General features: G+C 66.5%; 13 protein-coding genes. 4 read left to right on the top strand and 9 right to left on the bottom strand.

The annotated features are described in order from the left end of the window. The 3 genes from AB4Z48_RS16320 to AB4Z48_RS16310 all read right to left on the bottom strand — a co-directional run bounded on the left by AB4Z48_RS16320 (position 1) and on the right by AB4Z48_RS16310 (position 2,728). Entirely contained in the window at positions 1 to 948 is a 948-nt protein-coding gene (locus AB4Z48_RS16320; RefSeq protein ID WP_441615681.1) for an NAD(P)-dependent oxidoreductase, read from the bottom strand. Next, positions 945 to 1,628 (bottom strand): RraA family protein, encoded by a 684-nt coding sequence (locus tag AB4Z48_RS16315; protein WP_441615680.1) that lies wholly within the window; start codon positions 1,626 to 1,628, stop codon positions 945 to 947. The genes AB4Z48_RS16320 and AB4Z48_RS16315 overlap by 4 nt, the downstream gene beginning before the upstream one ends. 83 nt (positions 1,629 to 1,711) lie before the next feature. Continuing rightward, entirely contained in the window at positions 1,712 to 2,728 is a 1,017-nt protein-coding gene (locus AB4Z48_RS16310; protein WP_441615678.1) for a tripartite tricarboxylate transporter substrate binding protein, read from the bottom strand. Between the two features lie 96 nt (positions 2,729 to 2,824). On the opposite strand from AB4Z48_RS16310, the gene AB4Z48_RS16305 reads away from it, so the two are divergent. After that, complete coding sequence (locus AB4Z48_RS16305; RefSeq protein WP_441615676.1) at positions 2,825 to 3,598, top strand: IclR family transcriptional regulator; 774 nt, start codon at positions 2,825 to 2,827, stop codon at positions 3,596 to 3,598. Positions 3,599 to 3,807: 209 nt separating this feature from the next. On the opposite strand, the gene AB4Z48_RS16300 is transcribed toward AB4Z48_RS16305, so the two are convergent. Then, on the bottom strand, positions 3,808 to 4,689 hold the full coding sequence (locus AB4Z48_RS16300; protein WP_441615674.1) for a LysR family transcriptional regulator: 882 nt from the start codon (positions 4,687 to 4,689) through the stop codon (positions 3,808 to 3,810). Positions 4,690 to 4,806: 117 nt separating this feature from the next. Here AB4Z48_RS16300 and AB4Z48_RS16295 point away from each other — a divergent pair, with 117 nt between their 5' ends. From AB4Z48_RS16295 to AB4Z48_RS16285, 3 genes are all read left to right on the top strand, one after another. Next, positions 4,807 to 6,240 carry an amidase gene (locus tag AB4Z48_RS16295; RefSeq protein WP_441615672.1) on the top strand — a complete coding sequence of 478 codons (1,434 nt, stop codon included), beginning with the start codon at positions 4,807 to 4,809 and terminating at the stop codon, positions 6,238 to 6,240. Next, entirely contained in the window at positions 6,237 to 7,238 is a 1,002-nt protein-coding gene (locus AB4Z48_RS16290; protein WP_441615670.1) for a tripartite tricarboxylate transporter substrate-binding protein, read from the top strand. The genes AB4Z48_RS16295 and AB4Z48_RS16290 overlap by 4 nt, the downstream gene beginning before the upstream one ends. A gap of 65 nt (positions 7,239 to 7,303) precedes the next feature. Further along, positions 7,304 to 8,101, top strand: coding sequence for a class II aldolase/adducin family protein (locus AB4Z48_RS16285; RefSeq protein WP_441615669.1), 798 nt, complete (start codon positions 7,304 to 7,306; stop codon positions 8,099 to 8,101). Positions 8,102 to 8,170: 69 nt separating this feature from the next. Here the strand turns inward: AB4Z48_RS16285 and AB4Z48_RS16280 are convergent, their stop codons facing one another. From AB4Z48_RS16280 to AB4Z48_RS16260, 5 genes are read right to left on the bottom strand one after another with little or no spacing between them, the layout of a single operon-like run. Beyond that, entirely contained in the window at positions 8,171 to 8,857 is a 687-nt protein-coding gene (locus AB4Z48_RS16280; RefSeq protein ID WP_441615668.1) for a GntR family transcriptional regulator, read from the bottom strand. Between the two features lie 31 nt (positions 8,858 to 8,888). Then, positions 8,889 to 9,632: a hypothetical protein gene (locus AB4Z48_RS16275; RefSeq protein WP_441615666.1), complete on the bottom strand. Its 744-nt coding sequence runs from the start codon at positions 9,630 to 9,632 to the stop codon at positions 8,889 to 8,891. A gap of 4 nt (positions 9,633 to 9,636) precedes the next feature. Continuing rightward, positions 9,637 to 10,608 carry a Bug family tripartite tricarboxylate transporter substrate binding protein gene (locus AB4Z48_RS16270; RefSeq protein WP_441615664.1) on the bottom strand — a complete coding sequence of 324 codons (972 nt, stop codon included), beginning with the start codon at positions 10,606 to 10,608 and terminating at the stop codon, positions 9,637 to 9,639. A 38-nt stretch (positions 10,609 to 10,646) separates the two neighbouring features. After that, positions 10,647 to 11,522: a 3-hydroxyisobutyrate dehydrogenase gene (mmsB, locus tag AB4Z48_RS16265; protein ID WP_441615662.1), complete on the bottom strand. Its 876-nt coding sequence runs from the start codon at positions 11,520 to 11,522 to the stop codon at positions 10,647 to 10,649. Positions 11,523 to 11,548: 26 nt separating this feature from the next. Then, the gene (locus AB4Z48_RS16260; protein ID WP_441615660.1) at positions 11,549 to 13,051 is read right to left on the bottom strand and encodes an aldehyde dehydrogenase family protein; all 1,503 of its coding nucleotides are present in this window, start codon (positions 13,049 to 13,051) and stop codon (positions 11,549 to 11,551) included. Positions 13,052 to 13,056 lie beyond the last annotated feature (5 nt).

The raw sequence follows: 13,056 nt of genomic DNA, 5'->3' as shown, positions 1-13,056 counted from the left end.
CTATGCGCGGGCGAGCGCCGGCTCGCTCGCCGCGGCCAGCGCCGCGAGCGTGTTCCTGGCGGCGGCCATCCCCATGTTCACGTAGGCCGCGCTCGTCACGCCCCCGATATGCGGGCTCAGGATAAAGCCCGGCTCGCCATGGAAGACATGCGGCACGGTCATCGGCTCGGCGGCGAAGCTGTCCAGCCCGGCCGCGGCCACCTGCCCGGAGCGCACCGCCGACAGCAGCGCGGGCTCGTCGATCAGCCCGCCGCGCGCGGTATTGACGACCAGCACGCCGGGCTTGCAGCGCGCCAGCGTCTGCGCGTTGACCATCTGCCGGTTGTCCGCCGTGAGCGGGCAATGCAGCGAGATGACGTCCGACTCCTGCCAGATGGCATCGAGCGCGGCCGGCTGCACGTAGGCCGGCAGGTTCGTCGCGAACGGGTCGAACCCGATCACGCGCATGCCGATGGCATCGCACATCCTGGCGAAGCGCAGGCCGATGGCGCCCAGGCCGACGAGGCCGACCGTGCGGCCGTCGAGTTCCACGCTCTTGTGCGTGGCCTTGTCCCACTGCCCGGCATGCATGCGCTTGTCGAGCGCCACCACGGACTTCGCGCATGCCAGCATCAGCGCCAGCGCGTGCTCCGCCACGGCGGCGGCATTGGCCCCGGCCGCGGCCGTCACCGCCACGCCACGCGCGGCGGCGGCGGCCTTGTCGATGGTGTCGGTGCCGCTGCCGTGCTTGGAGATCACGCGCAATGCGGGCGCGGCGTCCATGATCGCGGCGGTCACCGCGCCATAGCGCACGATGATGCCGACCGGGTTGTGCCGGCGGGCCAACGCGAGGAGATCGTCGTGCTGCGGGGTCTTGCCGGCGAATACGATGTCATAGCCGTCCAGCAGCGCGAGGGCCTGCGGCGCGAGATCCGCCGCGGTCACGAGAATGGCGGGACGCGTCGTCACAGCGCTTCTCCCTGCTTGAGCACGCCGGCGGTCACCAGCGAGGCCAGCAGCCACGGCGCATTGGTATTGCCTTCCTTGATCTGCGCGATCCGCCTGGCTTCCGCCTCTTCCTTCCTGGCCGCGACCTCGAGCAGCGCTTCGATCTTCTCGCGCTCCACCACCACCAGCCCGTCGGCATCGCCGCTGATGAAATCGCCCGGGTTCACGGTCACCCCGCCCACCGACACCGGATGGCCGATGCGCCCGGCGACTTCCTTGGTCGGCCCGTTCGGGTTGGTGCCCACGGAGAAGACCGGGAACTGCATCTCCTCGAGGTCGAGGCTGTCGCGCACCGCGCCGTCGATCACCACGCCGGCGAGGCCGCGCTGGCGTGCCGCGTGCATCATGATCGTGCCCATCAGCGCGGAGGTCTGGTCGCCCTTGCCATCGATGACCAGCACGTCGCCGGGCTGCGCCAGCGCCAGCGCCGCGTGGATCATCAGGTTGTCGCCGGGGCGCACCTCGACGGTGAAGGCCGGGCCGGCCACCTTCATGCTCGGGCGCAATGCCCGGATGCGTCCGTGAAGCGCGCCGCGGCGCCCGGCGACGTCGGCGAGGATGGCCGGCTGGAACTTGGCGGCCTTCGCCACAACGGCGGCGGACACGCGATCGAACGACTTGATGATGTTGGGCAGGCTCATGGCTTGGCTCCGGAAGGACGTGAAGTGGGACGTGAAGTGGGACGTGGAATGGGGAACGCGCAAACGAGGCAGGACGGCAGCGCTCAGTCCAGCGTGGTGCCGGATGCCTTGACGACCGCCGACCAGCGGGAAATGTCCCGCTTGACCAGCGCGCCGAACTGGTCGGGCGTGCCGCCGAGCACCGTCGCGCCCTGCTCGTTGAGCTTCCTCGCGAGCTCCGGCGCCTGCAGCGCCTTGTTGAACTCGGCGTTCAGGCGGGCGACCACGGCTGGCGGTGTCGCGCCGGGGGCTGCGAAGCCGAACCACGTGGCAGCTTCGAAGGCCGGATAGCCGGACTCGGCGACGGTCGGGATCTGCGGCAGGTCGGCAACGCGCTTGAGCGAGGTCACCGCCAGCGCACGCAGCTTGCCGTTGCGGATATGGCCGAGCAGCGACGGCACGGAAGCCATGTACAGGTCGACCTGGCCGCCGATCAGGTCGTTGACGGCCTGGGCGGCGCCCTTGTACGGGATATGGGTGAGCTTGAGGCCCGCGGTCTTCTGGAGCAGTTCGCCGGACAGATGCGCGACCGTGCCGTTGCCGGGCGACGCGAAGTTGATGGCGCCCGGCCTGGCCTTGCCGGCCTTGATCACGTCCGCCAGCGTCTTGTAGGGCGAATTGACGGGCGTGACCAGCACCAGCGGCGCGCTGGCCACCAGGCTGATCGGGGCCAGGTCCTTCACGGGGTCGTACGGCAGGCGGCTGTACAGCGTGGGATTGATGGCAAGGTTGCTGGTCTGGCCCAGCACGATGGTGTAGCCGTCGGCCGGTGCCTTGGCGGCGGCATCGACGCCGAGGTTGCCGCCCGAGCCCGGCTTGTTGTCCACGACAAAGATCCAGCCGGTGGCAAGCGCCACCTTGTTGGTCACCTCCCTGGCGATGATGTCGGTGCCGCCGCCGGCCGGGAACGGCACGATGACGCGAATGGGCTTGGCGGGATAAGGCACCGCGGCGATGGCGGTGGCCGAAGCCGCGGCAACGGCTACCGCGCCGGCGCCGGCCGTGACGGCGAACGTGCAGCGGCGAACCGCGCCGAGGACAACGCTCAGGACTGCGTTCATGACTGTCTCCAGATCTCGTTATGTTGTGAGCTGGATTGTTGTCTAGCGTTTCACGGCATACAATACCGTTTCGTACCGTGCAACGCGTACCGTCATATGAACCGAAAAAGAGATGCCTCGACCACCCCTGGCCTGGAAGAGGGCGCCAGCGGCGGGGTCACCGCCGTCACGCGTGCCCTGCGCGTCCTGGAAGCCTTCGGCGTCAATGACGCGCAGCTGACGCTGGCCGACCTCAGCCGCCGCACCGGCATCCACAAGACGACGGTGCTGCGCCTGGCGCGCACGCTCGCCGCCGACAACTACCTGGTGCAGAAGGAGGACGGCAGCTGGCGCCTGGGCCGCGCGGCCGGCTGGCTGGGCGCGTGCTACCAGGCGACCTTCAACGTGCAGGAGGTGGTGGAACCGGTCTTGCGGGAGCTGACCATCAAGACCGGCGAAAGCGCATCGTTCTACGTGCGCGAGGGGCAGCAGCGCACGTGCCTGGTGCGGGTGGAAGGACCCCAGGCGATCCGGCACCACGTGCGGATCGGCGCGGGCCTGCCGCTGGACAGCGGCTCGCCCGGCCGGGTCATCCTGGCCTTCTCCGGCGAGCCCGGCGAGCTCCATGAACTGATCCGCCGCCGCGGATTCCACCTGTCACTCGGCGAGCGCGAGCCGGAGGTGTCGAGCGTGTCGGCCCCCGTCTTCGGGCTGCACTGGCGGCTGCTCGGGTCCATGTGCATCTCGGGACCGACATCGCGCCTGGGCGAGGCGCGGCTGCTGGAGCTGGCGCAGACGGTGATGGATGCCGCCAACAGGCTGTCCTACGCCATGGCGGGCAGCCAGCGGCCGGCGATGCAGATCGAACGGCCGTCGACCTGGCACCCTTGAGCCGCAGGGGATCTTGCGCAGCAGGGTCGGGCGGGCCCCGGCTCAGTCCGGCTGGCGGCGTTTCCGGTTAGGCGGGCGCCGAGCCGGTCCTGGCCGCCCACCGTGCAGAGGTCGACGCCTTCCGCGGGCACGCAGCGGATCTCGCCGGCTTCCTCGCTGCCGGCCGTCAGGCCGGCGGCCAGCAGCGCCATGCGCGTGGTATTGCGCCGTCATCGGAGCGCGTGCCGCGCCGCCGTGATGAACGGCTCGATGAAGGGGCTATCCAGATCGCGGCGCCGGCAGACGGCCACCTCGAACCCCTCCGTGACTTCCTTAAGCTTTCGGAACGCGACACCCGGAGGCCTGCCGATTGCCGCGCACGCCGGCACGATCGCAACCCCCTCGCCTGCGAGCACCAGAGCCAGTGCCGCATGAACCGTCTCCACCCGCTCGACTATCTGCATGGTTACCTGGTGGCGCCGCAGCAGAGCGGCAACCATCGAAGTGTCCCCGCCCCCTGTCAGTGTGGGCAGCGCAATCAATCTCTGCCCGTGCAGCCGTGCCACCGGCACCGACGAAAGCCGCGCGAGCGGTGCACGTGCCGGCAAGGCCAGCCGTAGCGGTTGCATGCCGACGATCGTCGTGGACAGGTCAGGCCGCTGAAGCGGTGGCATGCACAAACCAACTGTCACCTTGTGGTCGATGATCTGCGCTTCATATGTCGAGGTGCTCATCTCGACGAACTGCAGTTCGACATCCGGGAGTACGCGGTGCAACTGCGGCACGAGCTTCGGCAGTACGGCGTAGCCAAGCGAAAACATGTAGCCGACAGACAGCCGCCCGCGCCGCCCGGACGCTACGGCGCGTGCGGCCTCGAACCCCTCGTGTGCCAGCGCCAGGGCTTCGCGCGCGCGCGCGAAGAGCGCGCTACCCGCGTCTGTCAGTCGCATGCCGGTGGATTCGCGCACAAAGAGCGCCGTACCGAGTTGTGCCTCGAGGTTGCGAATCTGGACGGACAGCGGCGGTTGCGCCATGTGAAGACGCTCGGCGGCCTTGCCCACGCTGCGGGCCTCCGCTACAGCAACGAAATAACGCAGGCTCTTGAGGTCCATGGGTCATACGATTCCGATATGCCTTGATTGTGAACGAGTATTGGACCGGGCGGGGGGTGTATGTCAACTTTGATTCGTTGCCGGTCACTTGAGCCGGGCTCTCCCAGGATGTCTTGGATGAATGAGGAACTTTGCTTCTTGCCTGCCGTGCGGCTTCGCGAAGCGATAGCTGCCCGCGAGGTTTCCCCGGTCGAGGTAACGCGTGCCGTGCTGGATCGTGCGGCCAGGCTCCAGTCGGAACTCAACTGTTTCATAACGCTTTGCCCCGACGAGGCCATGCAGGAGGCACAGGCCGCGGAGCAATCGATCATGCGCGGGGAACCCACAGGATTGCTGCACGGGATTCCTTATTCCTGCAAGGACCTGGTTAACACCCGCGGGGTGCGTACGACATTCGGCTCCCTGCTGTTCGCGGACAACGTCCCGACCGAGGACGCGGTAGCCGTTGCCCGACTACGCCGACAAGGAGCCATCCTTATCGGGAAGACGACCACATCGGAGTTCGGAGCGAAGTGCCTCACCGATGCGCCTCTGTTCGGTCGTACCCGCAATGCCTGGCATCCCGGCCACACCAGCGGTGGTTCCAGCGGTGGCGCGGCGGTGGCAGTAGCGGCCGGGCTCGCCCCGATCGGCATTGCCACGGACGGCGGCGGTTCCACCCGGATTCCGGCGGCCTGCAATGGTGCCGTCGGCCTGAAACAAAGCATCGGCTTGGTACCGCACTCTCAGGTGGAGGATGCCTTTGGCAACCTCACCTATGTCACGCCTATCTCACGCACGGTGGCCGATACTGCATTGATGCTCCAGGCGATGGCCGGTGAAGACGCTTCAGACCCTTGGTCCGCTGGCGCGCGCGCGGCCGACTATGTAGATGCGACGCGCACTGCCACCGACCTGCGGGGCAGGCGCATCCTGTTCGCGATCTCGCCACCCGGGCGACCGGTCGCCGCAGATGTGGCCGCGTGCTTCGCGTCTGCCCTGGACCGGTTGCAGGACCTGGGCGCGGATCTCGCAGAGATGCCTGGCTCGGCCTTCGACATCGAGCCGCTCTGGCGAACCATCAACCACACGGTATGGCGAGCGCGCTTCGGTCAGATGGCCCTGCAGCAGCCTGACCGGCTCAGCCCTTCGCTGTTGCAACAGCTGGCCCTTGCCAATGAATTCAGCGCGGTCGACTACCAGAGGGCCAACTTCGAACGCACCCGCTTGTTCCGGCACGTGCAGGCGCTGCTTCGTGACCACGACTTCATCGCCGTTCCCACCATCGCGCGCACCGCCCTGCCGATTGACCAGGATCTGTTCGGGCAGATAGAGATCGACGGCCGGCTGTACGACGAGGTGCGATCCAACTGGTTCCCCTGGACCATGCCGTTCAACCTGACCGGCCACCCCGCCATCACCCTGCCCTGCGGTTTTGGCCGTGACGGACTGCCCGTCGGCTTGCAGTTGGTGGGGCGTCTGCGCGGGGAGTCCGACCTGCTCGGCGCGGCTGCGCTGTTCGAGGCCTCTCAGAATCTCTTGTCCCGCTGGCCAGACGTGGAGGTGCCATGAAGAAATCGATACGCCGTTTGCTTGCGGCTGCCTCGGTGGCCGGGCTGGCCGCCGTGCAAGCGAATCCAGCCGGCGCGCAGCCTCCTGCAGCGACGGGAAGCACAACTCCCTTGCGGCTTGTTGTCGGCTTCCCGCCCGGGGGCGCGCTGGACATCCTCGGGCGCTCGCTGGCCGAGCAACTGCGGTTGGCCGGCATGGGCCCGGTGATCGTGGAAAACAGGCCGGGCGCGTCGACGCGCATCTCCATCGACTACGTGAAGCGATCACAGCCGAACGGCAGGACTGTGCTGCTTTCATCGAATGCGCCGATGGTCATCTTCCCGATGACCTACCGGCGGCTTGACTATGACGTCGATCGCGATTTCATTGCTGTGGCGCAGCTTGCGGAAGTCCCTACGGTGATATCGGCGGGCGCGGATCGCCCCTACAAGACGCTGCGGGAATACGTGAGCTGGGTCCGTGCGAACCCATCACAGGGCAGCGTCGGCCTCACCTCGCTGGGCGGGACACTGCATTTCGCCATCCTCGGCATGGGCCGAACCGTAGGCGTACCGCTCAGGCCGGTGGCCTACAAGGGAGGCGCGCCGCTTGTGACGGACCTCGTGGGCGGGCACGTTCCGTTAGCCACCGACGCCCTGGCCAGCCAGCTGGAGCTTTATCGCGCTGGCAAGATTCGCATTCTGGCCGTGTCCGGCACCCATCGAAACGCGGCCCTCCCCGATGTGCCAACCGTGCGTGAAGATGGCATCGACGCATTCGATCACGCGAATGCGTCGTACAGCGCCTTTGTGCCTGCGGGGACGCCCCCGGAGGTGGTGCAACGGTTGGAGCAGGCATTCGTTGCCGCCATGCAGAAACCGGAGATGAAAGCCCTGTTGCCGCGTGTCGGTCTGGAAGCGACTGGCCTGCCTGGCGCGGCCGTGACCCGCACGCTGCACGCCGAGCGCGAGTTCTGGCGCCCGCTCGTCCAGGCATCGGGATTTCGCAACGAGGACTGAGCTGGCGGCGCGCAGACCACCAATAGCAACAGCAACAGCAACAGCAATAGCAAGGAGACAAAGACATGAGAAGCGATACCGAGCAGCTTTCTTCCCCGGCAATGCCCGACGGCATGGATCCGGCCGAGTGGCAGCTGCGCTGCGACCTCGCCGCGTGCTATCAGCTCACCGACCTGTACGGAATGTCTGACCTCGCGTCGACGCACATCTCGGTCATGCTGCCCGGGCCCGAACACCATTTCCTGGTCAACCCGCTGGGCACGCTGTTCGACGAGATGACGGCTTCGGCCCTGCTCAAGGTGGACCTGGCCGGCCGCGTCGTGAAGGGCGATCCGTCATTGCTCAATCCCGCCGGCTTCATCATCCACAGCGCCATTCACATGTCGCAGTCTGATCTGCAATGCGTCATGCACAGCCACACGCGCGCCAACAACGCTGTCGCGATGCAGGCCATGGGGCTGCGGCCGCTCAGCCAGAAGGCCTGCGTCATGCTGGACTTGCTCGGCTACCACGACTACGAGGGCGCAGCGCTGGATGAGGACGAACGGCAGCGGCTGGTGCGCGACCTCGGCCCGGAAGGTCGCGTTCTGATCCTGCGCAACCACGGTGCGCTCACGGTTGGCCGCAGTGTGGGAGAGGCGTTCTGCTGGATGCTGCGCCTGGAGACGGCATGCCAGTACCAGATCGATGGCCAGGCCGGTGGCGTGGCCCTTCACGAACTGTCCGAGGCCACCATCCGGCACACCCGCGCTCAGGGGCGCAAGATGCTCGGTCCCGGCGGCTTCCTGGAGGTTGGCAAGGTGGAATGGCCTGGCCTCTTGCGCAAGCTCGAACGGGAGCGAGGTACCTCGTACCGCACTTGAGAGCCGGCCTTGGCGGCCGCAGGCCGCGGCCTGGATCCTAAGGATCTACGGATCTAAGGATCTAAGGATCTAGAGGATAGAGAAACTGATCGACTTCGCAACCGCATCGCGGATGTGCTGGATGCGCTCCCGGTTTAGCTGCTCCGCCGCAGCGCCATCGCCGCGCCTGATGGCATCCAGCAGCTTCTCGTGTTCCTCGATCGCGGCTTCCATGCGGCCCGGCAGCACGGCGGTTCGATTGCCCATCAGGCGCAACTGATTCTCGATGGCGAGGACGTACTCAGCCAGCGTGTCGCTGCGGCAGCATTCGACGAGCACACGGCGAAACGCCAGCGCGTGGTCAAGATAGCCGGCGACATCTCCCTTCTTCGCGCAGGCAGTCAGTTGCTGGAGCGACTTCTTCAGCGTCTGCAGGTGCGCGGCATCCATATGCCGCGTCGCCAGACGTGCCACCAGACCCTCGAGCACCTCGCGGATGTCCAGCAACTCAAGCACATCTTCCGGAGTCAGCTGCCTCACCGTGACACCTACGAACGGCGTCCGGCTGACGAGTCGCTCGGTCTCCAGTTGGCGGATGGCCTCCCGGACGGGCGTGCGGCTCACTTCGAATTCCGCGGCAAGATCCTGCTCTGTCAGCTTTGCGCCTGGCCGCAGGTCTCCGCGCAGGATGCCGGAGCGAATCCGCTCGCAGACCTGCTCCACGGACAGCGGCTGGGGATCGCGTTTACGCAATGCGTTTGATTTTGGTTCACTCATGAGGACTTTATACAGGAGTCTGTGAGGTGCTTCAACGCAGAGCCAGGTACTCCGCAGCCATGGCCGGCATCTGCAATATGAGGAGGTGAAGGCCGTCCGGGCCGGCACGGCAGGCACCGCCGTGCTCACCCGCCGAGATGAACCGGCTCTCCCACTCCTGCAACCGGCTTTCCGGTGCGCTCAGCTCACCCGCAAGGACGAGCTGGAACTGCCCCGAGCCACGGGCGGCCGGGACGCTCACTTCCGAAAACGGCGGAAGCTGCAATGCATAGGCCTCGGGTTCGCTTCCATCGGCGCCAATCAGTTCGGCACGCAGCGGGGCCTTCAGTGCCCGGAGCTGCCCGATCGTTCGGGGTTCATGTACTGGCCCGTGCGCGTTCCGCTTCGGTCCGCGGCGCAGCTTGTCGCGCGCAAGCGGAAGAAAGTTCGCGCCGGTTTCGAACGCCGCGCGGATCGTGAAGTAACTCAGCCCCTGCGGCCCCGCCACCAAGGGCCCATACCCTGTGAATGCGCCGGCGTAGTGGACGGAGCCGGGCCCGACCGCACGAGACCCCAGGGATCCCGATCCTTGCTGGAAGACCTGGAATTGATTCTGTGTATGAAAGTGCGCAGGCAGCACCGAATGCGCAGGCTGCTCCACCAGGAATATGGTGGGAGACAGGCACGGGTCGGATCCGGCCTGCATCCACTCACTGCGATGGAAGCTGAAGCCGTTCTCCAAGACCCGGTGGTGCCGCGTGTCACGAGCGAGCGTGGCAGAGCCGATAGCAATCATTGCATCACTCCAGGCGGGCGCCGGACGCCTTGACGACGGCCGCCCACCGCCCCATCTCGCCATGCATGAAGGTCCTGAATTCCGCCGCGGTACTGCTGCGGGGGCGGCCACCCAGGGCGGCGATCCGCTGGGACAGTTCGGGAGACTGGACAATCCTGGCGAGTTCTGCGCTCACCTTGTCCACGACAGGTTTCGGGGTGCCCGCGGGCGCGAGCAGACCCACCCACGGGACCACGTCGAAGTCTTCCATGCCCATGCCGCTCTCGGCGACTGTCGGTACGGACGGCAGTGCGGTCAGGCGCTCCCGGGAACTCACCGCAATCGCACGCACCTTGCCATTGGCGAGGAAGGGCTGCGCGCCCGCAAAGGCATCGAAGGCAACCTGCACCTCACCCGCGGCAAGGTCGGTCAGCGACTTGGCAGAACCGGCATAGGGGACGTGCGTCATTTCCATGCCGGTTCGCCGCATGAGCTCCGACATCGCCAGATGGGACACCGAACCGTTACCTGGGGAGGAATAGTTGACCTTTCCCGCGTTCGCCTTCGCGTAGGCAACCAGCTCCTTCACAGAGTGGATGGGAAGCGCGCTATTGACCATCAGCAGGAGCGGCGCATCGTAGACCAGGCCGATCGGCTCGAAATCCCTGGCCGTGTCGTAACGCAGGTTCCGATACAGGAAAGGATTGCCAGCCAGAGCCGCCGAGGCCGACAGCGTCATCACGCTGCCGTCGGCGGGCATGCGCGCAACCGCCGCCAGCGCCAGGCTGCCGGACTGCCCCGGCATATTCTCCACGATCAGCAATCGCCCGATCGCCGGACCGAGGCGGTTGGCCAGGATCCGGGCGACCACGTCGACAGATTGGCCCGAGGGATAGCCCACAATCAATTTCCCCGTTTCCTTCTGCGCGAAGGCTGCGCCGCTGACGAACAGAACGGCAACGACAGCCAGCCGGACGATGCTTCGGACGATTGCCATGGTTGGTCTCCTTGCTTCTTGATTTGGCTACGGGCAGCTTACGCGCCGAGCATCTTGATGATGGAGGAAAAGTCGAGCCGGCCACGCCCGGCGGCACAGTGCATGGCGTAGACCGAGGCGGCCGCCGCACCCAGCAATGCCGGCGACTGGCTGGCAACCGCAGCCTGCTCCGCCAGCCGCAAGTCCTTCAACATCAGCTCGGAAGCGAAGCCGCCTTCGTAATCCCGGTTGGCCGGCGCGGATGGCACCAGGCCGGGCTCAGGCGCATAGCTCGTGAGCGCCCAGCACTGGCCCGAAGACGCCGAGGCAATTTCGTGGAACCTGCGTGGATCCAGCCCCAGTCGCTTGGCCAGATGCAGGGCCTCGGAGACGGCCACCATGGAAATGCCCGCCAGCATGTTGTTGCAGATCTTCGCCGCCTGGCCGGCGCCCGCCGCGCCTGCATGGAAAATGTTCTTGCCCATCGCGCGCAGCAGTCCGAGGGCACGCGCGAAGGCTGCTTCCGTGCCTCCGACCATGAACGTGAGTGTCCCCGCCGCCGCGCCGCCTACGCCGCCGGAAACGGGAGCGTCAAGCGTGACAAGCCCCTTCTTGCGCAGCGTTTCGTGGAAGACAGCGCAGGACGCGACATCGATCGTCGAGCAATCGATCACAAGCGCTTCAGGTGCGAGCGGCAGGGTGTCTGCCGTGAGCACATCCAGCACATGCCGGCCGCTGGGCAGCATGGTGATGACGACCTCCGCCCCGGATACCGTTTCCTCGACCGAAGCCCGCGGCCGGAGGCCCGCATGCAATGCGCGCTCCATCGAGCCCGCGTCGAGATCGAAACAGCGAACGTCATGCCCTGCCTCCTTCAGCCGGCACGCCATGGGAAATCCCATATTGCCCAATCCAATGAAACCGATCGCAGCCATTCTTGTCTCCTCGTACCGAGCGCAGCTCAGTTCATGTTGAAGATCACGGTCTTCTTGTGCGTGAAGTGGTCCAGCATTGCCTCCAGCGACGCCTCGCGGCCAAGGCCGGATTGCTTCACGCCCCCATAGGACAATCCCGGCTGGACCACGATGTTCTGGTTCACCTGCACGAAGCCTGCCTGCAGGCGCCGGGTGGCATCCAGCGCGGTCTTCAGGTTCTGCGTCCAGATGGTTGCAGCCAGTCCATAGTCGCTGTCGTTGGCTTGCGCCACGGCTTCTTCGTAACTTGAGAAGCGGATCACGCACGTCACGGGCCCGAAGATTTCCTCGCGTGCCAGCCGGGACGCGTTGCCCAAGCCGGTAAAGATGACCGGCCTGATGAACAGCCCCTGCCGAAGCGACTCGTCTGCAGGCAATTGGGAGCATTCGAGCGCGCGGGCACGAGGCTCGGCTCGACCGCTTTCGATGTAGCCGAGAACCTTGTCGAGCTGGGCGCGCGAGATAACGGTGCCGATGTCCGTCGCTTCATCCAGGGGATCGCCCATCTTCAGCGTGTCAACGCGCGCCTTGAGCATGGCGACGAACTCATCGTGCACCTTGTCCTGCACGAAGATTCGGCTGGCGGCCGTGCAGCTCTGTCCCTGGCGGGTGAAGCGCATGCCGCTCACCGCGCCGGCGACGGCCTTCGCGATGTCGGCGTCCTCCATCACGATCATGGGGCTCTTGCCGCCGAGCTCGAGCGTGACGGGGATGAGCTTCTCTCCAGCCGTGCGTGCCACGATTCGCCCCGTTTCGACGGAGCCGGTGAACGTCACCTTGCCGACCGCGGGGTGCGCGACCAGCGGTGCTCCGCATTCGGGCCCGAAGCCCGAGACGATGTTCAGCACCCCCGGGGGCAGCGCCTGGCTGAGGATCTGGCAGAGCCTCAAGACTGCCAGTGGCGCCTCTTCGGCCGATTTCACGACAACCGTGTTGCCGGCCACCAGCGCCGGGGCGATCTTCAGCGCCATCAGCATCATGGGGGCGTTCCAGGGAATGATGACGCCCACCACCCCAATCGGTTCGCGCTGCGTGACGGTCAGCATGTCCGGGCTGAACGGCACGCTTTCGCCCTTGAGTTCCGAGGCCAGGCCGCCATAGAACTGCAACGCGTCGGCAACGACAGACGCTTCGACCCGGCTCTCGGTGCGCAGTGCCTTGCCGGTCTCCAGAGCCACCAGCCGACCTAGTTCCTCCACGTGCTCTGCAATCAGGCGCGAGCAGTCGGCCAGCAGGGCGCCACGCTTGCGCGCCGGCATTGCAGCCCAGGCGGGCTGCGCCTGGGCCGCCGCATTCGCTGCTCGTTCGACGTCGCTTGCGTCGCTTTGCGCCGCGTATCCGATCTCGCGTCCGGTTGCAGGGTTGACTACCGGGAACGTATCTCCCGAACGGGCCCTCACCAGGTCCCCGCCGATCAGGTTGTAGCCGCTTATCGCGCGAGCCAGACGGTGCGGATCGATGTCCGCCGTGAGCTTGTTCTGAGTCATCATCGGCC

The organism is Cupriavidus sp. 2TAF22 (assembly GCF_052115045.1).
In the GTDB taxonomy this organism is placed as follows: domain Bacteria; phylum Pseudomonadota; class Gammaproteobacteria; order Burkholderiales; family Burkholderiaceae; genus Cupriavidus.
The sequence above is the reverse complement of the archived record's forward strand: the minus strand, read 5'-3'. Positions and strand labels throughout refer to the sequence as shown.